Annotated in this window: 19 protein-coding genes, 1 tRNA gene and 1 pseudogene; 8 read left to right on the forward strand and 13 right to left on the reverse strand. The window is 69.1% G+C overall.

The features are described from left to right. Nucleotides 1-68: 68 nt before the first annotated feature. The 4 genes from HY68_RS11645 to aroQ all read left to right on the forward strand — a co-directional run bounded on the left by HY68_RS11645 (nucleotide 69) and on the right by aroQ (nucleotide 2955). Nucleotides 69-881, forward strand: a complete 813-nt coding sequence (locus tag HY68_RS11645) for a class I SAM-dependent methyltransferase (RefSeq protein ID WP_041987738.1) — start codon at nucleotides 69-71, stop codon at nucleotides 879-881. Between the two features lie 26 nt (nucleotides 882-907). Continuing rightward, the gene (locus HY68_RS11650) at nucleotides 908-1282 is read left to right on the forward strand and encodes a hypothetical protein (protein WP_041987741.1); all 375 of its coding nucleotides are present in this window, start codon (nucleotides 908-910) and stop codon (nucleotides 1280-1282) included. A 122-nt stretch (nucleotides 1283-1404) separates the two neighbouring features. Further along, nucleotides 1405-1875, forward strand: a complete 471-nt coding sequence (locus HY68_RS11655) for a VOC family protein (RefSeq protein ID WP_198533256.1) — start codon at nucleotides 1405-1407, stop codon at nucleotides 1873-1875. Nucleotides 1876-2313: 438 nt separating this feature from the next. Continuing rightward, nucleotides 2314-2955: a gamma subclass chorismate mutase AroQ gene (aroQ, locus tag HY68_RS11660; protein WP_241778542.1), complete on the forward strand. Its 642-nt coding sequence runs from the start codon at nucleotides 2314-2316 to the stop codon at nucleotides 2953-2955. Here aroQ and HY68_RS11665 read toward each other — a convergent pair. Further along, nucleotides 2902-3117, reverse strand: a complete 216-nt coding sequence (locus tag HY68_RS11665; protein WP_041987748.1) for a DUF6243 family protein — start codon at nucleotides 3115-3117, stop codon at nucleotides 2902-2904. The two genes, aroQ and HY68_RS11665, sit on opposite strands and share 54 nt — an antisense overlap. Before the next feature lie 345 nt (nucleotides 3118-3462). On the opposite strand from HY68_RS11665, the gene HY68_RS11670 reads away from it, so the two are divergent. Together HY68_RS11670 and HY68_RS11675 are read left to right on the forward strand one after the other, a co-directional pair. Beyond that, nucleotides 3463-4881 (forward strand): DEAD/DEAH box helicase, encoded by a 1419-nt coding sequence (locus HY68_RS11670; RefSeq protein ID WP_041987751.1) that lies wholly within the window; start codon nucleotides 3463-3465, stop codon nucleotides 4879-4881. 58 nt (nucleotides 4882-4939) lie between these two features. Further along, nucleotides 4940-5278, forward strand: coding sequence for a thioredoxin domain-containing protein (locus tag HY68_RS11675; RefSeq protein ID WP_041987753.1), 339 nt, complete (start codon nucleotides 4940-4942; stop codon nucleotides 5276-5278). A gap of 213 nt (nucleotides 5279-5491) precedes the next feature. Here HY68_RS11675 and HY68_RS11680 read toward each other — a convergent pair whose 3' ends face one another. The 9 genes and pseudogenes from HY68_RS11680 to HY68_RS11720 all read right to left on the reverse strand — a co-directional run bounded on the left by HY68_RS11680 (nucleotide 5492) and on the right by HY68_RS11720 (nucleotide 15642). After that, nucleotides 5492-6064, reverse strand: coding sequence for a hypothetical protein (locus HY68_RS11680; RefSeq protein ID WP_041987756.1), 573 nt, complete (start codon nucleotides 6062-6064; stop codon nucleotides 5492-5494). Nucleotides 6065-6074: 10 nt separating this feature from the next. Further along, on the reverse strand, nucleotides 6075-10841 hold the full coding sequence (locus tag HY68_RS11685) for a putative T7SS-secreted protein (RefSeq protein ID WP_041987759.1): 4767 nt from the start codon (nucleotides 10839-10841) through the stop codon (nucleotides 6075-6077). 53 nt (nucleotides 10842-10894) lie between these two features. Beyond that, nucleotides 10895-11539, reverse strand: a complete 645-nt coding sequence (locus tag HY68_RS11690; protein ID WP_041987763.1) for a hypothetical protein — start codon at nucleotides 11537-11539, stop codon at nucleotides 10895-10897. After that, nucleotides 11539-11988, reverse strand: coding sequence for a hypothetical protein (locus tag HY68_RS11695; protein ID WP_041995795.1), 450 nt, complete (start codon nucleotides 11986-11988; stop codon nucleotides 11539-11541). Before HY68_RS11695 ends, HY68_RS11690 begins: the two co-directional genes overlap by 1 nt. 231 nt (nucleotides 11989-12219) lie before the next feature. Next, nucleotides 12220-12826 (reverse strand): annotated as a pseudogene (locus HY68_RS41940) (IS5 family transposase); the annotation flags it as partial. Nucleotides 12827-12865: 39 nt separating this feature from the next. Further along, the gene (locus HY68_RS11705; protein WP_041987766.1) at nucleotides 12866-13531 is read right to left on the reverse strand and encodes a response regulator transcription factor; all 666 of its coding nucleotides are present in this window, start codon (nucleotides 13529-13531) and stop codon (nucleotides 12866-12868) included. Next, entirely contained in the window at nucleotides 13528-14775 is a 1248-nt protein-coding gene (locus tag HY68_RS11710) for a histidine kinase (RefSeq protein WP_107070075.1), read from the reverse strand. The genes HY68_RS11705 and HY68_RS11710 overlap by 4 nt, the downstream gene beginning before the upstream one ends. A gap of 2 nt (nucleotides 14776-14777) precedes the next feature. Next, nucleotides 14778-15323: a hypothetical protein gene (locus HY68_RS11715; RefSeq protein ID WP_041987772.1), complete on the reverse strand. Its 546-nt coding sequence runs from the start codon at nucleotides 15321-15323 to the stop codon at nucleotides 14778-14780. A gap of 245 nt (nucleotides 15324-15568) precedes the next feature. After that, nucleotides 15569-15642: transfer RNA gene (locus HY68_RS11720), tRNA-Gly, on the reverse strand. 506 nt (nucleotides 15643-16148) lie between these two features. On the opposite strand from HY68_RS11720, the gene dcd reads away from it, so the two are divergent. Both dcd and HY68_RS11730 read left to right on the forward strand, forming a co-directional pair. Next, complete coding sequence (dcd, locus tag HY68_RS11725; protein WP_041987775.1) at nucleotides 16149-16724, forward strand: dCTP deaminase; 576 nt, start codon at nucleotides 16149-16151, stop codon at nucleotides 16722-16724. Nucleotides 16725-16731: 7 nt separating this feature from the next. Continuing rightward, the gene (locus HY68_RS11730; protein ID WP_041987777.1) at nucleotides 16732-17229 is read left to right on the forward strand and encodes a phosphoribosyltransferase; all 498 of its coding nucleotides are present in this window, start codon (nucleotides 16732-16734) and stop codon (nucleotides 17227-17229) included. Nucleotides 17230-17239: 10 nt separating this feature from the next. Here the strand turns inward: HY68_RS11730 and HY68_RS11735 are convergent, their stop codons facing one another. From HY68_RS11735 to HY68_RS11745, 3 genes are all read right to left on the reverse strand, one after another. Continuing rightward, a complete protein-coding gene (locus tag HY68_RS11735) occupies nucleotides 17240-18139 on the reverse strand; it encodes a Yip1 family protein (RefSeq protein ID WP_041987779.1) in 900 nt (299 codons plus the stop codon). 206 nt (nucleotides 18140-18345) lie between these two features. Next, on the reverse strand, nucleotides 18346-19485 hold the full coding sequence (locus tag HY68_RS11740) for a VCBS repeat-containing protein (RefSeq protein ID WP_157874327.1): 1140 nt from the start codon (nucleotides 19483-19485) through the stop codon (nucleotides 18346-18348). Between the two features lie 154 nt (nucleotides 19486-19639). Beyond that, on the reverse strand, nucleotides 19640-21934 hold the full coding sequence (locus tag HY68_RS11745; protein WP_041987784.1) for a (Fe-S)-binding protein: 2295 nt from the start codon (nucleotides 21932-21934) through the stop codon (nucleotides 19640-19642). Nucleotides 21935-21964 lie beyond the last annotated feature (30 nt).

Raw genomic sequence — 21964 nt, forward strand, 5'->3', positions numbered from 1 at the left:
GGCCCCTCGGGGCGAACGCGTGACGTTCGCCCCGAGGGGCCGCGGTGTTTCGTACGGAGGGAGATCTGATGACCGGGACGTCCGGGGAGCGCGGCGCCAGGCCGCAACTGTTCGACTACGACGCGGAGTTGCGCCGGTACAACGAACACTTCCGCGCGGCTGCCCGCGTCGGCCGCCACGACCGCGTACTCGACATCGGCTGTGGCACGGGCCAGACCACCCGCGACGCCGCCCGCGCCGCGGTCGCCGGGAGCGCGCTGGGCGTCGACATCTCCGCACCGATGCTGGAACGGGCGCGTCAACTGGCCGACGACCAGGGGCTGTCCAACGCGACGTACCACCAGGCGGACGCCCAGGTGCACGGCTTCGAACCGACGTACTTCGACGTCTGCGTCAGCCGGTTCGGCACGATGTTCTTCGCGGACCCGGTCGCCGCGTTCACCAACATCGGACGGGCGCTCCGCCCGTCGGGGCGGCTGGTGCTGCTGGTCTGGCAAGACCGCGACCGCAACGAATGGGCGTCGGCGATCCGCGAGAGTCTCACCACGGCACCCGCGCCTCCCGCCTCAGCTCCCTCTTCCGCTCCGAACGCGTTCTCGCTGGCCGACCCGACGCTGACGGAGGACATCCTGACGACGGCGGGCTTCGCGGACGTCACCTTCACCGACGTGCACGAACCGGTCTACTACGGCCCGGACACCGCCACCGCCCTCGACAGCGTGCTCCGCCTGCTGAAGTTCCAAGACCTGCTCGCCGGCCTCGACACCACGACAGCCGACCAGGCCCGCACCCGACTCCACACGACCCTCGCCGCCCACGACACCGGCAACGGCGTCCACTTCGACTCACGCGCCTGGATCGTCACGGCACGCCGCGCGTAGCGGGAACGAGCGGGCAAGATGGCCCCATGACAAAGCTCCCCGCACGCTCGGCCCGCCCCGGCTCCGCCGGCTCGGTGCTTTCGTTGTGGTCCCAGGACTCGGTGCTGTCGATCGGCTCGGTGGGATCGGTGCTGTCCGTGGGATCCATCGGCTCGGCCCTGTCGATCGGCTCGATCGGAAGCGCCCTCTCGCTCGGCTCGATCGGCTCCTCCCTGTCCCTGATCTCCGCCGGCTCATGGCTGAGCACAGGCTCGGTACTCTCCGCCCAGTCCCGCTGGTCGGTCCTGTCCTGGCGCTCCTCACGCGGCTTCCTGGCGGCAGGAGCGGCAGGAGCAGCAACCGCAGGCACCGCCCTGCTACTGACCCACCTGCTCCACAAGCCCACCCCCGGCACCAACTGACCGCGCACCGGCCTCAACCGAGGCGTGCGGCCGGCGAAGATCCACCGATGAGTTCCGCCGACCGGGTCGGTCTACCAGCACGTACGCCATCGAGCCGTCGAGCCAATGACCGGAGACCGACCATGACCATTTCCGCACACCCCGGCCGCATGCTGTTCGTGAACATGCCCGTAGCAGACCTTGACCGCAGCAAGACGTTCTTCTCCAAGCTCGGATTCAGCTTCAACCCGAACTTCACCGACGAGAGCGGCGCGTGCATGCTGGTCGGCGAGCAGGCTTTCGTCATGCTGCTCACCCGCGAGAAGTTCGCGGAGTTCGCGAAGCTGCCGACAGCCGATCCCACCACGCACACGCTGGCGCTGTACGCCTTCAGCGCCGCATCCCGCGAAGAGGTCGACACGGTCAGCGCCGCCGCACTCGCGGCGGGCGGCACCCAGGCCGACGACGCCGAGGACTACGGCTTCATGTACTCCCGCAGTTTCTTCGACCTCGACGGCCACGGCTGGCAGGTCATGTGGATGGACCCGGCGGCAGCGGAGCAGGGCACGGAGGCATTCGCGCCCGCCACGCGGGACGCGGACGACCCGGCGTAGCGCCCGACCGTCTCCACCTGCCTGCGCAGGGGCCGGGGCGGCCAACCGCATCTCAGGTGAGGACGCGCGTGACGATCCAGTATTCGTCCTCCTCGGACGTGACCGCGCACAGCTGGCGACCGTCCGCCGACAGCGCCAGAAACGCCGGCGAACCCGGCCACCACGTCAGGATGTGACTCGGGGACCGTCACCGTCGGCCTGACCTCCACCCCCGTAACGGCGCGGATGGCGGTCAGGACATCAGGCACAGGACACGGGGCTTCTCTTCCGAGGACCAGCAGTCCACCCGCTTCGAGGGTGTTCCGCCAGGCCGGTTTCCCCGCGCCGGAGGCCGCTGCCATGTGATTCCTCTCCTCCACCGGGACAACGTCTTGTGTGAAAGCCACCTCACACAACGAAAGGACACGTCCTGTGCGAACCCGACGTACAAGATCGGCGTTGGTCGCCGCATGCGCCACGCTGCTGCTCTCCGGTGGCGCAGCCATGCCCGCCGTCGCCCAGCCGCGGCCTGCGGGGCCCGCACCATCTGCCGCTTTCGGACTCACCCCGCTGATCACGCTGACCGACCTGTTCGCCGAGCGACTGCTGGTCGCCGACAAGGTGGCCGCCGCCAAGTACGGCACCGACCGCCCGATCGACGACCCCGCGCGGGAGCAGCAAGTCCTCGACGACGTCGCCACCCGTGCCGTCGGGCTCGGGCTGGTTCCTGACGTGGTGGTCACCGTCTTCGAGGACCAGATCGAGGCGAACAAGCTGGTGCAGCGCGGGCTGTACGCGCACTGGGACGCGCATCCCGAACAGCGGCCCACCCGGCGGCCGGACCTCGACAAGGAGGTCAGGCCGGAACTCGACCGCATCACCACGCAGGTGCTCGACACGCTGGTGGCGACGGAGGGCGTGCGCTCCGCGCCGTCGTACGAACCGCGGTTGCACGGCGCGGCCGCCTGGTCGGCGTACAGCCATGGGCTGGACGTTCTGCACCTGAAGGGAATGGAGCGGGCGCTGCCGCTCTGCCGCGGCGGCGCGTCAGCTCTGTGCGGTGTCGTCGTCCGTCTGCCCGGCGTCCTCGGTCGCGCCTGATTTCTCGCGCATCTTGCGCACCAGCTCCGCCTTCCGGTCGGCGGCACCCTGGCGGTCGAGGTTGCGGTGCGGACCATTGTTCTGCCGTTCGGCACGGGACAGCCGCTTGCGCTGGCCGCCGCCCATGCCCACGGGGTTGTTGATGTTCTTGCTCACGGTCATGGATTCTCCCGAAGTGATGTGAAGTGATCTACGGATTCATCGGTGGGGGACGGGCGCGGCGACGTCGAGGGACGTCAGCAGGGGCCCATCATGCCTTCACTCGTAAATCGCCGTCCTGGCCTTCGGTCGAGTATGCGCCGTCCACGGACGTGCTGGTCAGGTGTCTCTGCAAGCGCGAGACATCGATCCCGAACTCCCCGATGGCCCTCGCCCCGGCCGGGCCCGCGGGACGGCTGGCGCGAGGCCCGCGCTGGTAAGCTTGGGACACGCTTGCAGAGAGCCTGGGCCCGTGCCGGACAAGGTACGGGCCCTGGTCCGTTCAGGGCGTCGAAACGAGGAACCCCCATGAAGGCGAAGCAGCCGGCCTCCGGCCGCTCCGGACCCGGCAGGTCCGACCAGGAGAGGGCCCCGCGGGGCGAGCTCTCGGTGCCGGAGACAGTGGCGCCCGGCCTCCCGCCCGCCGGGTCCTTCGCGGAGCTGGACATGCCGGTCGAGCTGATGGGCGTGCTGGCGGGGCTCGGCGTACGGGACCCGTTCCCGATCCAGGCGGCCACCCTGCCGAGCGCGCTGGCAGGCCGGGACATCCTCGGTCGCGCGCGGACCGGCTCGGGAAAGACTCTCGCCTTCGGGCTCGCGCTCCTCGCCCGTACAGCGGGCCGCCGCGCCGAGCCGAAGCGCCCTCTCGCGCTGGTCCTGGTGCCGACGAGGGAACTCGCGCAGCAGGTGAGCGAGGCGCTGGCTCCCTACGCTGAGGCGCTCGGGCTCCGCTCGGTGACGGTGGTCGGCGGGCTGGCGATCAACCGGCAGGTGGCGGCGCTCCGGGCGGGTGTCGAGCTCGTGGTGGCGACGCCGGGACGGCTGACCGATCTCGTCGCCCGGCGGGACTGCCATTTGGACCGGGTGCGGATCACGGTGCTGGACGAGGCGGACCAGATGTGCGACATGGGTTTCCTGCCGCAGGTCTCGGAGACCCTGGACCTGACGCCCCCCGGCGGGCAGCGGATGCTGTTCTCCGCCACGCTCGACCGCAACGTCGATCAGCTGGTCAGGCAATATCTGAGTGAGCCGGTGTTCGCCACGGTCGACCGGGCGGAGGGCTCGGTCGCGACGATGGAGCACCACGTACTGAACGTCCATCCCGCCGACAAGTACGTGACAGCCACCGAGATCGCGGCCCGGGACGGGCGGGTGCTGATGTTCCTGGACACCAAGCACGGTGTGGACCAGTTCACCCGCCACCTGCGGAACAGCGGCATACAGGCGGGTGCTCTGCACAGCGGCAAGTCGCAGCCGCAGCGCACGCACACGCTGGCCCAGTTCAAGGACGGCGAGATCACGGTGCTGGTGGCCACCAACGTCGCCGCCCGTGGCATCCACGTCGAAAACCTGGACCTTGTCGTCAACGTAGACCCGCCCTCCGACCCCAAGGACTACCTCCACCGCGGCGGGCGCACCGCGCGTGCCGGGGAGTCCGGCAGCGTGGTCACGCTGGTCACGCCCGGCCAGCGCCGGGACGTGAACCGGATGATGTCGGACGCCGGGATCCGGCCCGTGGTCGCTCAGGTTCGCTCCGGCGAGGAGAAGCTGACCAGCATCACCGGCGCGAAGCGCCCGCCGGTGCAGGACAGCGCGAAGACCGGCAACGCGCCGTTCCGGGGTCTTGGCACCCGCGCGGGTCGCCCGCCGAAGGAATCCCGCAAGGCTGCGGAGGCGCGCACGATGGCGGAGGCCCGCAAGGCAGCCCGAGCGCGCAAGGCCCGCTGAGGGTCGGGTACGCGAGGCACCCACTGCCTCGCACCGAGTGGAGCGTCAAGGAGTGCCGATGGCGAACAGGGTCCAACGCCCCCAGGAGGACGCCGAGTTCGAGTTCATCCTGGCGAGGGCGGACGTGCCGGTGCTCGCGTACTTCCACGGGGTGTGGCCCAAGGCCGCGGCGGCATGCAAGGAAATGGATCCCCTGGTGCGGGAGGTTGCCGACGCCTACCAGGGCCGACTGATCGTCGTACGGGCCGACATCGCACGGTGCCCCAGCCCCGTAGGACGGTACGACGTCACCGGCGCGCCCTCCTTCGTACTGATCGACCGGGGCGAGGCGCTGGCGGCCGGAAGCGGTCCGATGTCCAGGACGGCGCTCGGGGAGTTCCTGGACGCCCACGTGTGAGCAGGCCACACACCGGCCGCCGAGGCTGTGCCGGCAGCGACCGCCCCGGGCACCTGAAACCGCCGAGTGCCCTTGTGAGGTCCGGCCAGTCCACCGAGTGGGCCGCGCCGACCTATCAGCATCCGACACCGAGCGGCAGAAGGAGGTGGCTGACGGCATCGATGCTCGGTCAGCCCCGACCGCGTTCAGTGTCGTCAGCGAGCGGCCCCGGTCTCAGTGCGCCGTGAAGGTGCCGCCCGCAGTCTCCGCCGCCCAAGCTGCTGAGCGCTGGATGCTGGGTCCTTCGACATGTAGAGCACCAGCTGTGTAGGCGGCCCAAAGCAAGTCCTGGCTGCCGAAAAAGGATTCTCCCCAACTGTCGACCCAGATATGAACGCGGGAGGGGCCGACCCGTGTGACGTCCCACCACTCCCAGCCTCTGGAGTCGTCGTCGGGGTCGAAGCGGTAAAGCCAGTCCTGCAGCTCCCATGGCCTGCCGCCCGTGTGCTCCATGTACGCGGCGCGGCCGTTTCTCGCGAACTCAGGGGCGGGTGCCTCGGCTGGGGAACTTACGGCCATGAACCACTCCGGAACATCGTCAACAGGGAGGGTATCGGCCTCGAAATTCGCAGTGTGTCCCATTCTTAGAGAGGGCGAAATGCTCGACCGTAGACGTTCCACGTATTCTGCGCTGTCACCGGAGACATCAACAATGAACCGGGCGAGGACAGGCGGAACTGCTGCGGTGCTCGGGTGATGACGCAGTCGCTGAAATTCGTCTGCCACGCTCTCGCTGCTGTGCATCATTTAAACAACATCACCCTTCTTGGACTATGCGTCCTGATCCGGGAATAATAGCATCCCTCAGTTCGTTCAGGAGCTTGTCGGGAATTCCGTAGAGATGTGGTCCCTTTGTCGGATCTGAGATCTCGGGATATTCCTTGAGCAGAGCCTTCCACTCCTGCCTGGTAAACGCCGAACCGTCGGGGTGATCAGCCTTGTTCTGCGGGATGGCGTCCCTGTGAATTGCGTCGCGATATGACCGGGGGACCTCGTACGAAACGATTTGACCGCCGTCGGATCGGAATTCTATGGTGTGGGCGATGTCACCGCTCATGTTGAGATAGAGCTTGCCATGACCTGTAATCGTCACTTCGCCGTTCTCGCCGATGTGGACGCGTTGGCTCAGTGGGTGGTCGGTCTGCTTGCGGTAAACAGTCACGCCGTCGTCCCCATAGCCGGTGGGTGCGAGTCCAAGGGGATCGGCCGAGGTGTGAGGGTTGTGGACATAGGTCGCCGGGTTGGGTGCCGGGGTGAGCCCGAGGGGGTCGGGGGTGAGGTAGCGGGCGGTTTCGGGGTCGTAGTGGCGGAAGTAGTTGTAGTGGAGACCGGTTTCCGGATCGAAGTACTGACCGGGGAAGCGCAGGGGGGTGTACGCGGTGGAGGCACGGGACCACGTGGTGGTGCCCCACAGGGTGGTGCGCGTGCGCCAGGCGATGTTCCCCGACTCGTCGACGAGTTCGGTGGGCGTCCCGATGAGGTCGGTTGCGATGGCGAAGAAGCGCCGGTCGATTTCCTGTTGGGAGGCGTCGGCCGCGATGACGCGTTCGGTCTGGGCCAGCGGACGCGGGCCGGAATGATCCCAGGTGAGGACGATCTGGTTGGCGAGTTCCGGTGAGCTGCTGGTCTCTTCGCAGACGGTGGTGCCGTCCCAGGTGAAGGTCGTCTGCTCTACCACTGTTGTGCCGTCGGGCGCGAGGCGTTGTTTCGCCGTGCGTCGGCCGAGGGGGTCGTAACGGTAGCGCCAGCGGGTGCCGTCCGGGGTGGTGACGCCGATGAGGCGATCCTCGGCGTCCCATTCGTAGCGCCAGGTGTCAGGTGTGCGTGACAGCCGGGTCTTCTGGCGTAGGACGATGCGGCCGGCAGCGTCGTGTTCGTAACGGACGTTCCCGGCCCGGGTGATGCGGGTGCCGGTGTAGGTGCGCGGACCGATCGTCTCCTGGCCGGGCATGGACGCGGGCCAGGAGGCCGTGGTCTGGTTCCCGGCTTCGTCGTACGCGTACGTCTCGCTCCAGCCGTCCGCCTGGACCCCGGTCACGCGGTCGGCCATGTCGAGGTCGAAGCGGCGGGAACCGGAGAGTTCGTCGTCGATACCGGTCAGATTGCCGTCGGCGCGATAGGCGTAGGCGCGCCGGTTGAGGCTGCGGCCGGCGGCGGAGATCTCCTGGTCGGCCATGCGCCCGGCAGCGTCCCAGGCGGTCGTGAAGGTGAGTATGTCCCCGACCTGACGGGTCAGTTCGCGTCCTGTCGCGTCGCGATGGAAGTGCACGCCGTGGCCGCCGCTGATCTGTTGTGCGAGACGTCCGGCCGCGTCGTACGCGTAGGTGGTGACCAGTCCGGTGGGGGTCACCCGGCGGGTGCGGCGGCCCAGGCCGTCGTAAGCGTGGGTGGTGGCCCGACCGTCGACCAGTTCGGTCTTGACCTGTCCGCGGCGATCGTACTGGTAGAGCAGCTCACTGTCCGGTCCTGCGGCGCGGACCAGTCGGCCCGCCGTGTCGTACGCGTAAGTGGTGATCCGGCCTGCCGCGTCCTTGTGGGTCACCCGGCCGGAGACGTCGCGCTCGTAGCGGATGGTCTCGCCCAGTGGTGTGGTACGGCTTGTCACTCGGCCGAGGGAATCGAGCTCGTAGCGGAGTGTGCGCGCGTCGAAGTCCGTCTCAGTGACGACACGGCCGACCGCGTCGTAGCCGTAACTCCACTTCAGACCCTGTGGGTTGGTGACCTGGGTCAGGCGCAGCTCCGCGTCGTGGTCGAACACATAGCGGGCACCGTCGGGGCCGGTGCGCGCAGCGAGGAGGTCGAAGTGGGTGTACTCGTAGCGCGTGGTGCGGCCGAGGGAATCGGTGTGGGTGAGGCAGTTGCCCTCGCCGTCGTACGTCCACGCTTCGGTGGCCCCGTCAGGGCCGGTACGGCGGCCGAGTTGGCCGTCGGCGGTCCACTTGAAGCAGGTGGTCGCTCCCAAGGGGTCTATGACGCGTACGGGGCGGCCGAAAGCGTCGCGCTCGTAGCGCGTCGTTCCGCCGAGTGGGTCGCTCACCGCCACCGGCAGGCCGGCGTTGTCGCAGCGTACGGTCGTCACCGCGCCCACTGAGTCGATGACGGTGGTCGGACGGCCGTAGGCGTCGTAGCTGTAGCGAGTGGTGTGTCCTGCGGGGTCGGTGAGCGCGGTCCGGTTGCCGCGCTCGTCGAACTCCTGCAGCCATCGTGCACCGCCCGGTGCGGTGATCTCGGTCGCGTGACCCGACGGATCGTGCACGGCGCGAACCTGGCTCCCGTCGGCGCGGGTGAGTACGGAGAGCCTGCCGTCCTCGTCATAGGTGAAGGTGGTGGTGCGGCCGAGCGGGTCGGTGCGCGTCAAGAGGTTCCCGCGGGTGTCGTAGGTGAAGCGAGTGGTGTGGCCCAGGGGATCGGTAGTGGCCAGGACGCGTCCGGCCGTGTCAATGAGGTGACGGGTCTTGCGCCCGTCGGCGGTGGCGAGTGTGGTGACACTGTGGCCGGTGGCCTGGTCACGGGGGCTGTAGGCGAGGGCGAGCTGGAAATGTCCCCCTTCGCCACCTTCGTTGACGACCCGGTCCTGGTTGTCGTAGGCGTAGTCGTAGCGGCGCTGGTTGGAGTCGATCCAGGCGGTGACGCGGTGGTGGTCGTCGTACTCGAAGGTGAGCGTGGCGCCAGAGGGTTTGGTGACGGTGGTCAGATCGCCGTCCGTGTAGCCGTAGGCCATCACGGGAGGGGAGGCGCCGTCACCGGCTCGCACAAGTGAGGTGACGCGGCCCTCCGCCACCGTCAGTACCAGTCGATGTCCCGCCGAGTGAGCCAGCGTCGTGGGGGTGCCGTCGTCGGCGCGATCGATGGTGATGGTGTTGCCGTTGCGGTCACTTGTCTGGATGAGCCAGGCGTCGCCGTCGTCACCAGGTTCGGTGCCGGTGGGTGCGGTGAAATGGTGTACGAGTCCGGTATCGGGTTCGGTGAGTGTGTAGTCGCCGTACTCGTCGCGGGCGAGGAGATTGCGCGCCGTGCCCGCCGCAGGACGCGTGGGGATGCCGGGAACGGGGTGGGGATACGTGATCAGGAGTCCGTCGCCAGTGACATGGACGACCCCGGCGGCGTCGATCTCCAGGCGTTCGTCGACGGTGGAGGACCAGGACGGACCGAAGAAACGCCCTGCCCGGTAACCGGATTCGACGCGGCGGGTGAAGACCAGCGGGAGGACGCCGGGCAGCACGGCGTCGGTCTGGGGCAGGAACATGCGGCCTGAGGCCAGGTCGACGGGGTCGGTGCCGTCGGTGGGGCGTTCGGCGTCGGGGCGGGTGTGGGTGCCGTCCGGGGCGTCGTCGATCAGTTTGCGGGCGCGGTTGGCGTCGGCGGCCAGATCGGCGGCTTCCTTCGCCGCGCGGACTCCCTTGACGCTCGCGCCCGCTCCGCCGGTGGCGGCGGTGAGGACGAGGTCGGGGACGAGCCGGCCGAGTCCTTCCGAGGGGTCCTTCGCGAAGTCGGTGAGCATCTGTTTGCCCGCGCCCCAGGGGTCGTTGGCGACCTGGAGGAGTCCGGCTGCGGTGCTGTTGAGCGACGTCGCGTACTCGGCGGGGTGGGTGAGGTTGTACGGGTCGGTCGGGTTGAGGCTGCGGGCGAACGTGAGCAGTCCTGCGGTGCCCTTGATGATGCCGCCGGTGAAGTGGTCCCGCATGACGTCGAGTTCACTGACGCCCTGGACGGCCTGCTCGGCCCACTTGGGTTTCGGCGGCGCGGTGTCGCGGGCGGCTTGGACGGCGGTACGGGCGGTCTCGGCGGCCGAGTTGCGCTGCCGCCTGGCCTCGGTCAGGATCTCCTGCGCCTCTTGCATCTGTGCGGTGCCGGGATCGGTGAACGCGCCCGGACGCGGCGGGAGTTCGGAAGGGTCACGCTTGTCGGCGGGCTTGGCGTTGTACTGGCTGACCGCCTTGTTGAAGGTGTCGACCTTCGCCTTGTGCGCGTCGGCCGCGTCCTCGGACGCCTTCGTACCGGCCTTCCACTTGTCGATCGCCGTCTGCGCCTGGTCCTGTGCCCAGGTGACGGTTTCGGCGAAGGCCTCCAAGGCGCTGCCGGCCTTCGCGAAGGCGTCGGCGCCCTTGAACCACTTCGGAGGCTCGACCGCCACCGTCTCGCGGAAGGCGTCCGCGGCCTCGCCCTTCACGGCGGACGAGTCGAGGCCCTTCAGGCCCCCGCCTACCTTGTCGAACGCGGTCTGGAAATCGTGCAGATGGGAGGCGGTCTCGCGGATCTTCGACGGGCTGCCGTAGATGAGTTTGGTCTTGTCGTCGGTCTGTCCGAGGTCCATCTCGTCGACCTCGGCGCCCATCCGGTTCGCCACCGAGCGGGACTTCTCCCGTACCCAGTCGGCGCCGGACTCCCAGCCGACGTCGTCGAGCCGGTCCGCGGTCCAGTTCCCGACGTCCTCGACGCGGTTGCCGGCCCACTCCACCCCGTCCTCGACGGCGTCCTCGACGACGTCGGGGGTGAGGTCGCTGACGAAATCCCCGATACCCATGACTTGTTCGCCCCCGTGGTCCGAATACCCGTTGTCGCGCTACCCGTTACCCGTTATCCGTTGCCTTGCGGCTGCTGCCGGGCCCGCTCCTCCGGCGACGGGCCGAACGTGTCGTCGACCGCCTGGTCGAAGTCGCCCTGGTCGATGCCGAGGGCCTCGTTGAGGATGTGCGACTGCCGGCCCCCCGAGCCCTCGGTCACCAGCGCGCGCCCGGTGTCCTTCCAGGTCTGCGCCATGTCGTCCTGTGCCTTGTCGAACGACTTGGCGCTGTAGTCCGGACTCAGGTAGTCGGGCGTGAACACATCGCCCCAGTCCTGCTTGATCACGTCGTCCTCGGAGGCGTGCGGATTACCGACGGCCGAGTTCACGGCGACCTTGAACGTGCCCTGCAGGTACTGGTCTTCCTCCCACACTAGGCCTGCGGACAACCCGAGTGTCGAGGCGATGGTGTTGGCGTTCTGGACCAACGCCCGTACGCCCCACTCCCAGCGCTCGCAGAAGTCCTCGAAGTCGACCGACAGGCCGTGGTGTCCGGCCTCCATCCCGGTCATCGCCAGGCCGGAGAAGCCCTTGCCCATCACCGCGCCCGTACCGGTACCCACGTCCCGCAGCTCGTCGACCGCGGCGCGCAGGCCGTCGGTGACAAGTTGGACGCTCTCCTTGTCGAACTTCAGGTCCTCAAGCCCGTCCGCACCCATCAGCCCCGCCCCCCGTCCCGCTCGCCCGTGTCCCGCTCGCCCGTGTCCACCGCGTCTACGGCGACCGCGTCCGGCACGATGCCCATCACCGGCGGGAACAGCATCGAGCCGTCCGGGTCGGCGACATTGAGAGCCACCCCGGCGGGCACGCCCATCGCCGGCACGATCTCGTCCAGCAGCCGCGCCCCGCGCAACTCGGCGAACTCCCACTCCCGGCCGGTCAACAGCCCGTCCCCAGAGTCCCGCGCACGCGCGAACCGCGCCAACGCCTCGTCATCCGTGAAGCCGTAAATCCAGCGCACCCCGCCGAACGTGGCTGTCCACAACCCGCCCCCGTCCATCGGTACGAGCACCAAGGACCGCCGCAGTTCCCCGACCAACGCCCGCGGATCGCCAACTCCCGCCCGCCGGTCGGCTATCCGCTCCGCCAGTGCCGTTCCGGTACCCAACCCCAACACCCCCGTGCTGCCTTGCCGTGTCCCCGGACCTAGCACGGTAGGACACGAGCCGGGAAACTGGCCACCGGTCCCGGGGAACGAATGACGATCCCGGCCGGCTTCGACCGAAAGACGCACAGCGACCACGCCCGGTTGCTTGAGTCTGCGGTGCCAGACAGAGAGACGCTGAGGGGGCGCGGCCTACCAGAGCTGGAGCGTGAGGGGACGGTCGAGCTGCGTCAGGTACTCGAAACCTTCGTCCGGCACCCCCCGAGGAACTCTGCTGCGCGGGCGAGGGCGCGCTCGGCCTCCCACACGGTCAGTTCGCACTCTGCGGCCAGTCCAATGGCGGCGGCCCAGGGTAGATCAGGACTTGGCTGTCATGCAGGTTCGCTCCGGAGATTCCGACGGGGAGGGGCAGACCGGTCCGCTCGGTGATCAAGTGGATCTTCGACCCGTACTTGCCCCGGTCGACAGGATTCGGACCTGTCAGCTCCCCCTTTTTCAGGGCCCGCATGTTCACCGAGTCGATCGCGCAGCGGGACCAGTCCAACTCGCCCCGGGAGCCGAGCTCGTCGAGCACCACGCGGTGGAGCTTGGCCCACACCCAGGCCTTCGACCACTCGGAGAAACGCCGGTGGGCCGTCGCCCCCGACGGACCGAACGAAGCAGTGGGCAACTGCTGCCAGGTGCAGCCTGACGTGGCCACGAACACGATCGCGGCCAGCACCTCACGATCACCGTGCCGGCGCCGACCGCCACCCTGAGGCCGTGACGGCGCCTCCGGCACCACCCGCTGGAAGAGCTCCCACAACTCATCCGGCACCAGTCGCTCAACAATCCCCACCATGAACGACAGCCTGCCGCCCCAGCCAAATGAGATGGCTTCTTAGGCCAGGCCTGCCCCGATGGCGCGGCGCACGGCGTCGGCGCGGTCCTTGATGTCCGCCTTGGCGAAGAGGTTGTTGATGTGCGTCTTCACCGTGGCCTCGCTGATGAAGAGCTTTTCGGCGATGGCGCGGTTCGGCAGGCCCTGGCCGATCAGGGTGAGGACCTCGCGCTCGCGCGGGGTGATGTCGCCGGGCAGCGGCTGTTCGGGGGCCGGGGGCTTGGTGCGGACCGCCTGGAGGAGGCGGTCCTGGACCTCGCGGTCGAGGACGGACTGCCCAGCGGCGGCGGCGCGGATGGCGCGGGTGATGTCCTGGCGCCCCGCGTTCTTGGTGAGGTAGCCGCTGGCGCCGGCGCTCAGCGCGGCCAGGATGGAGTCGTCGTCGGCGAACGTGGTCAGGATGACCACGGCGACCTCGGGATGTTCCTCGGTGAGCCGCCGGGTCGCCTCGGTGCCGTCCATCACCGGCATCCGCAGGTCCATCAGGACCACGTCGACCGGGTTCGCGGCGACCGCGGCGAGCACTTCGGTGCCGTCGGCGGCCGAGGCGACGACGTCGATGTCCTCGGCCAGACCGAGGACCGCGGCCAGCGGCTCCCGTACGGCTGCCTGGTCGTCGGCGACGATCACGCGCAGCCGCCGGGTGTTCTGCGTCGGTTCACTCATCCCGTGATCACTGCCTCCACCTGCCAGCCGCCTTCGTCCGGTCCTTCGGTGACCGGGCCTGCGGTGATCGTGCCGCCCAGGAGGGCGACCCGCTCCCGCATACCGATCAGCCCCATTCCACTGCCGACGCCCGCGCGCACCGCACGGGTTGCCGCGCTGTTGCGGATCCTCAGTGTCGTCGATGCGGCATCGAACGTCAGCTCTACGTGGACTTCGCAGCCGGGCGCGTGCCGGGCGGCGTTGGTCAGCGACTCCTGCGCGATCCGCAGCAGGTTCTGCGTGATCCGGGACGGCACGTCGCGCGCAGTGCCCGTGACGGTGAGGGCGTCGCGGTGGCCGGACGAGTCGAGCATCGCGGTCAGGCTGCCCACCAGCGGCAGGGAATCCTCGCGGAGCGTGTGCACGGTCCACTGGGCCTGCTTCAGACTCTCCTTGACCATACGGTGCGCCTTCTGGTTCGCCTCGCGGACCTTCTCCACGTCACCGGTCTCGATCAGGGCGTCCGCCAGTTCCAGCTGCATGTTGATGCCGGCGAGGGAGTGGGCCAGGACGTCGTGCACGTCGCGGGCGATCCGTCCCCGCTCGGTGAGAACGGCGGCCTGGGCCTCGGCGCGGGCAGCCCGCTCGGCGGACTCAGCGGCCTCGATCACCGCCTGGACGGCGCGTCGGCGGCTGCGGTTGATGATGCCGAGGACGACCGGGGTGCCTGCGGCCAGACCGACCGTCCAGGACAGCAGATCGTGGCCGGGGCCGACGCGGAAGTACAGGACTCCGCCGCACAGCAGGCTGCAGAACGCCGCGAGGACCAGGGCCGGCTTGGGTTGCAGCCGGTATCCGGCGTGGCCGACGAGGAAGAACGCGAACAGGTAGCTCGATCCGCTGCGGCTGACGGCGATCAGGGCGGCCGCGGCGACGATGCCGAGGGTCAGCCAGACTGGGGCGACGCGGGGCGGGACGCTGTGCTCGGGCAGGTGCCGGGCGAGGAGAGCGACCGAGTTGACGACGATGAGCGCGGCGACCACAAGGCCCCGGCCGCTGAGACCGATCGGCCGCACCGTGATGAACGCGGAGCCGATGACGCACAGGGTCAGGACCCAGGCCACACGAGGATCGTGACCTGTGAAGGTCAGGGGGCCGGGCGCCCGGTACGAGGCCGAGCCCGTACCGGGCACACTCTGCTCCGCAGGGGCCCACTGTCCTTCCGGGACACTCTGGACTTCGGGCACGGCGCGACCATAGTCCATGGTCAGACCGTGCGGTCCAGCGAGGGCGCCAAGTGCGTCGCCGCGGACGTCCGCGCCTGCCGGCCGTTCACCATCCGGCCCCGGATGAAGATCGTCGCGAGTCGCGTGACGACCTCGGTGAGAGCCATCAGGACGAAGGCCGCGACCCAGGCCTGGTCGGTGGTGATGTGGTGGGCGATGCTGAACCGCGCGACGTTGTCGGCGCCGCCGTGCGAGACCCAGAACTGGAAGCCCATACGGGCGCCCATGCCGAGCACCCAAAGGATCGCGGAGACCGCGCCGGCCTTGATCAGCAGGTGCTCGCCCGCAACCCGGATGCGGGTGTAGACGCCGCCCGCGATGCCGAGAGCAGCGCCGACGGCCATGAGCGCGCCGATCAGCAACAGGTCGTTGCCTGAGGTGGGCACGCTGTCCAGGTACGTGTGGGCCACGAAGGCCACGATCCCCAGCGGGATCAGGAAGGTCTTGAGATCGAGACGGCCTTCCCGCAGCTGCCGGAAGACGATCAGGACGAGGGCGATGTCGGTGATCCACTCGGTCGTTGTCATGCCCTCAGACTGCTGGCGCAGGGCCTCACGCACCTGGACCCACGGGTGGAACGACAGGTGGAGATCGCCGCCCCACCCGCGTCCACCCCACCTGTCCGCACCTCTCCGCCGTACCGCGCGGCGAGGTTCGAGGCGGCTCGGAGAGGTCGGCGCACAGGTCCATCACACCCACTACAGGGGAGCCGGGACTGCTCAGCACACTGAGCAGCAAAGAAGCCCCGGGCCGCCGGCCCGGGGCTTCATCATGGAGCGGGTGACGAGAATCGAACTCGCGCTCTGAGCTTGGGAAGCTCATGTTCTACCATTAAACTACACCCGCGCGGACAGCCTGATGGGGCGTCGCGTCGTCGCACACTCTACCTCACCCCTCGGCCACCGGTGCAGACCGGGCCGGGGGGTGCGTGTTGTTCGGGGGGTGGACGGGGGCGGTGGGGGCGGGAGTTGGGGCGTAGGTTGGGTGTCGGAGTGCCGGGGGGTGTGGTGTTCCCTTCATCCCCTAATGTGGCGTTCGTCCGCGTTTGCTTGGGGAAGGGAACCGATGGATTTGATGGAGCGCACCGTCGTCCGCTGTGCCGATGGGCATGTGTTCAGTACTACGTCGTTCCCGATGCAGCAGCTGGAGGCCGGGCGGATCGGGCCCGGGCGGCTGATCCGGTGTCCGCGTTGTGCTCGGTTGCGGCATGCCGTGCCCGTCGAGGTCCGGCAAGGCTGAGGCCCTCCACGGGTAAGGATCGGCGGCGGTGAAGGTCGGCGCTGGGGCTGGTGGTGTGGGTGCGCGGGCTGCCCGGATTGGGGTGGTCCGCGTGTCCCCCGTATCCTCGGGGCGTGCTTCTCTCCGACAAGGACATCCGGGCCGAGCTCGACTCCGGACGCGTACGCCTCGATCCGTACGACGCCTCGATGGTGCAGCCGTCGAGCATCGATGTGCGGCTCGACCGGTTCTTCCGAGTGTTCGAGAATCACCTGTATCCGCACATCGATCCTGCCGTCGAGCAGGCCGATCTGACGCGGCTGGTGGAGCCCGAGGGGGACGACGCGTTCATCCTGCATCCCGGGGAGTTCGTGCTCGCGTCCACGTACGAGGTCATCTCGCTGCCCGACGACATCGCCTCCCGGCTGGAGGGGAAGTCCTCGCTCGGGCGGCTGGGGCTGGTGACGCACTCGACCGCCGGGTTCATCGACCCCGGGTTCTCCGGGCACGTCACCCTTGAGCTGTCGAACATGGCCACCCTGCCGATCAAGCTCTGGCCGGGGATGAAGATCGGGCAGCTGTGTCTGTTCCGGCTTAGTTCGCCGGCGGAGTTCCCTTACGGTTCCGAGCGGTACGGCTCGCGGTACCAGGGGCAGCGGGGGCCCACGGCCTCGCGGTCCTATTTGAATTTTCACCGGACTCAGGTGTGATGGTCGTATGAGTCAGCAGCGGGAGAATCTGTCGTACGAGAAGTTCGGCCGCGCGGTGCGGGAACTCGCGCAGAGTGTCGCCGACGACGGGTACGAGCCGGACGTCGTGCTGAGCATCGCCCGCGGTGGGGTGTTCGTGGCCGGCGGGCTCGCGTACGCGCTGGACTGCAAGAACATCCACCTGGTCAACGTGGAGTTCTACACCGGCGTCGGAACCACCCTCGCGATGCCCGTGATGCTCGCGCCCGTGCCCAACGTCATCGACTTCTCGAACAAGAAGGTCCTCATCGCCGACGACGTCGCCGACACCGGCAAGACGCTCAAGCTGGTGCACGACTTCTGCCGGGCGCATGTCGCCGAGGTGCGCAGCGCCGTCATATACGAGAAGCCGCAGTCGTCGGTGAAGTGCGAGTACGTGTGGAAGCGCACCGACGAGTGGATCAACTTCCCGTGGAGCGTCGAGCAGCCTGTCGTGCGGCGTACCGGACAGGTGCTCGACGCCTGAGCGGGCGGTTCTACAGGGTGCCCAGCTTGATCAGGGACAGCAGCGCGATCAGCTCGATCGCCGACGCGCCCAGCGCCTTCGGCCACGGCAGGTCGTGCGACTTGCTCACCATCGCCGTGAACAGCGCGCCCGCGGCGATCCAGGTCAGCCAGCCCAGCACCTGGACCAGGCTGTTCTCGCCGCCCAGGAAGACGCCGAAGATCAGGCGGGGGGCGTCGGTGATCGACATGATCAGCATGGACAGGCCCACCGTCGGCTGCCACGCGCCGTCGCCGCCGAGCTGGCGGGCGAGCGTGTGGGTCACCACGCCCAGGATCAGGCTGCCCACCACGAATGCCACGCCGGTCGTCAGGACGTACGGGATCGCCGTCGACAGCGTCGCGCTTATGGCGTCCTCGCGGGCCGTGTCGAAGCCGAAGAGCGCGAGCAGTCCGTAGAGGAACGTCACCGTCAGCGCGGGGCCCCAGACCGGGTAGTCGCGCATCTGGAGGAACGTCATACGGGGCCGCATCACGATGCCGCTCAGCAGGTCCCGCCAGCCCAGCCGCGGGCCCGACGGCGCGGCGGCCGCGCCGGCGCGGTACGTCGCGCCGTCACCGTACGGGTCGTCACCGATGCTGAACGCCTGTGTGTGACCAGGGTTGTTGGCGTACGGGTCGACGCCGCCGCCGACCTGCTGGGGATGCTGCGGGTGCTGGGGCTGCTGGTACGGGTCGCCGAAGTACTCCGGCTCACCGTTGTAGCCCCCCTGCCCCGGCGGCGGTCCGCCCTGCGGCCCGCCCGGCTGCCACTGCTGCTGGCCGTACTGAGGCGGCGCCTGCCGCCCGTACGGCTGCTGCTGTTGCTGCCGTTGCGGGTGTTGCTGCGACGTGCGGTTGTCCCGGCCGCGTCCGTTCCTGAATCCAGCCACGCAATCGAACGTACCCGCTCCCGGCCGGGGCAGCGGGCGGGGACGGCGAACGCACGTACCTTTGCGGCCGACCTGTGACATCCCCTAGGGGGACCCTGGGGGGCTGTTGGGGGGGTGTGGAGAGGGTGTGGGGGTGAGGTGTGGGGGTGAGGTGTGGGGTGGGGCGTGGGCGTGCGGGGTTCCTCGGGTCCTCCTGGCCCGCCGGGTCAGGGGCTGAAGATCTTCGTGCTGAATGTCAGCACCGGATGGTCCGTCCCCGCCCCCGACACGTACACCGCGATCAGATCCGTCGTCTCGCCCCTGTGCGTCCGCGTCACCAGGTCCTGCTTCTTGTCGCCGTCGAAGTCCGCCGCCCGCAGCAGTTGCGTCACCGGCGCGCCCTTGCCCTGCGGCAAGGCCGGCGCCGCCGGCAGCCGTACGGCCTTGAAGCGGTACGCGCCGCCCGGCCGGTCCGGTCCTTCGGGGCCGCCCAGCAGCAGCTCCCCACGGCCCGCCGCGCCCGTCGCCGTCGCGCGCGTGGCGTGCACGAGGTCGTCGTACCCGTCGTCGTTGACGTCCGCCGCCGGGGCCGGTGCTTCGAGTACGGGGCCGCCGCCCGGGACGGGGGCCGCGGCGCCGCGCGGGGCGCCGGAGCGCGTGAACGGGCCGCGCAGGTAACTGACCTGGCCGCGGCTGGCGGTGACGGCGAGGTCTTCCTTGCCGTCGCCGTCGAAGTCGCCGCACACCGGGTGGTCGGGCCACTCGTTGCCGAAGCGGGCCTTCGCCGGGATCTTGAGCACGACCGCCTTGCCGCTCAGCCCCTCCGGGCCGCCGAACAGCAGCTGGAGCGGGACGGGCGGCGCGCCCTGGCCGTCGTACGGCGGGTCCGTCGTGATGACGAGGTCCCCGAAGCCGTCGTGGTCGAGGTCGCAGGCCGCCTCCGCGTCGAAGGCTGCGGGCAGGCTCCCGTCGACGCGCGCGCCGTTGGCGCGCGGGCCGAGGGTCTGGCGTACGGCGGGGTCGAGGGTGCGGGGCGCTGCCGTGCCGTAGACGACGCCGATGCCCGCGTCGTCGCCGAGGCTGTCGTCGGCGGGCTTGACCAGGTCGTTCAGTACGAGGTCACGGTGGCCGTCGCCGTTGAAGTCGTCCGGGAGGCGGCTGCCGTCACCGCGCGGTACGGGGCGCGCCGACGGTGCGTCCTTGCCGGACTGCGGGGCCGTGTCGCCGTTCTTGGCGCCGGACGGTCCTTCGGCACCTGAGCCGCCGTTCCCGCCCCCCGACCCGCCGCACGATGTCAGCAGCAGCGCCGCCGCCACGACCGTCGCACCGGCCGCCAGGCGTCCGCGCGCGATCAGTCCCCGCCCCACGATCAATCCCCGCCTCGTCCACGTCATCGGTGGTCATGCACCGTCATGCGTCGTCATGTGTGACACATGATGCGGCCAAGGTCGCACGCTTCTCAACAAACGAACGGCCGGGCCCGCTTCCCGCGCGGGCCCGGCCGTCCTCACCGACAAGCGGCTACTGCGCCGGCTCCGGCTCCGCCACCTTCTCCGTCTCCGGCTCCGCGGGCGTCCGCACCGAGTCGAGCAGCAGCTGCGCCACGTCGACCACCTGGAGCGATTCCTTCGCCTTGCCGCCCGTGGCGGAGCCACTGTCCGGTGCGGCCTTCTTGGCGTTGACCGAGTCGGTCAGCATCACCAGGCAGAACGGGCACGCCGTCGACACGATGTCCGGGTTCAGCGAAAGCGCCTCGTCCACCCGCTCGTTGTTGATGCGCTTGCCGATCCGCTCCTCCATCCACATCCGCGCGCCGCCCGCGCCGCAGCAGAAGCCCCGCTCCTTGTGGCGGTGCATCTCCTCGCTGCGCAGCCCGGGCACCTTCGCGATGATCTCGCGCGGCGGGGTGTAGATCTTGTTGTGCCGGCCCAGGTAGCAGGGGTCGTGGTACGTGATGAGTCCCTCGACCGGGGTCACCGGCACCAGCTTCGCCTCGTCCACCAGGTGCTGGAGCAGCTGCGTGTGGTGGATGACCTCGTACTCGCCGCCCAGCTGCGGGTACTCGTTGGCGATCGTGTTGAAGCAGTGCGGGCAGGTCGCGATGATCTTCTTCGCCGACCTGGGCTTCTTCGACTCGGCCGTGGAGCGGCCCTCGTCGTCCAGCTCCTCGCCGAACGCCATGTTCAGCATCGCCACGTTCTCCTGGCCGAGCTGCTGGAACAGCGGCTCGTTGCCCAGGCGCCGGGCCGAGTCGCCCGTGCACTTCTCGTCGCCGCCCATGATCGCGAACTTGACGCCCGCGATGTGCAGCAGCTCGGCGAAGGCCTTCGTGGTCTTCTTCGCCCGGTCCTCCAGCGAGCCCGCGCAGCCGACCCAGTACAGGTAGTCGACCTCCGACAGGTCCTCGATGTCCTGGCCGACGACGGGCACCTCGAAGTCGACCTCCTTCGTCCACTCCAGGCGCTGCTTCTTCTGCAGCCCCCAGGGGTTGCCCTTCTTCTCCAGGTTCTTGAGCATCGTGCCCGCCTCGCTCGGGAAGGCGCTCTCGATCATCACCTGGTAGCGGCGCATGTCGACGATGTGGTCGATGTGCTCGATGTCGACGGGGCACTGCTCCACGCACGCGCCGCAGGTGGTGCAGGACCACAGCACGTCGGGGTCGATGACGCCGCCCTCTTCGAGCGTCCCGATCAGCGGCCGTTCGGCCTCGGCGAGCGCCGCCGCCGGTACGCCGGCCAGCTGCTCGGCCGACGCCTTCTCCTCGCCCTCCATGGTCTTGCCGCCGCCGGCCAGCAGGTACGGGGCCTTGGCGTGCGCGTGGTCGCGCAGCGACATGATCAGCAGCTTGGGGGAGAGCGGCTTGCCGGTGTTCCATGCGGGGCACTGCGACTGGCAGCGGCCGCATTCGGTGCAGGTGGAGAAGTCGAGGATGCCCTTCCAGGAGAAGTGCTCGATCTGCGAGACGCCGAACACGTCGTCCTCGCCCGGGTCCTCGAAGTTGATCTCCTTGCCCGCCGAGACCATCGGGAGCAACGGGCCCAGCGCCGTACCGCCCTGCGCGTCGCGCTTGAACCAGATGTTCGGGAAGGCCAGGAAGCGGTGCCAGGCGACGCCCATGTCGGTCTTGAGGGCGACGGTGATCATCCAGATGAAGGAGGTCGCGAGTTTGATCAGCGCGACCACGTAGACCAGGTTCTGCAGGGTGCTCAGGCTGAGTCCCCTGAAGGCGGCGACCAGCGGGTACGACACGAGGTACGCGGCGCCGTAGCCGTCGGTGTGGTGCAGGGCGCCTTCGAGGCCGCGCAGCGTCAGGATGCACAGGCCGATGACGAGGATCACGGCCTCGACGAAGTACGCCTGGCCGAAGTTGGAGCCGGCGAAGCGGGACTTGCGGCCCGCGCGGCCGGGCAGCGAGAGCTGGCGGATGACGATGAGCGTCAGGATGCCGAGCGTGGTGAGGATGCCGATGAGTTCGACGAACACCTCGTACGGTGTCCAGTCGCCGATGACCGGCAGCAGCCAGTCGGCCTGGAAGAGCTGGCCGAAGGCGTTGACCAGGGTCAGTACGAGGGTGAAGAAGCCGACCGCCACGAACCAGTGCGCGACGCCGACGACGCCCCACTTGTTCATCCGGGTGTGGCCGAGGAACTCCTTGGCCACGGTCAGGGTGCGCCGGCCGGGTTCGTCCGTCCTGGTGCCTGCCGGTACGGGCTGGCCGAGCTGGGTGAACCGGTAGATCTGCGCGATGGCTCGGGCGAACAGCGCGACGCCGACGACGGCGAGTACCAGCGACACGATGATCGCGGCGAGTTGCATTTGGGCTCCTCGGGCCTGCGAGGTGGGAAA

This window comes from Streptomyces sp. AcH 505 (assembly GCF_000818175.1).
Taxonomy (GTDB): domain Bacteria; phylum Actinomycetota; class Actinomycetes; order Streptomycetales; family Streptomycetaceae; genus Streptomyces.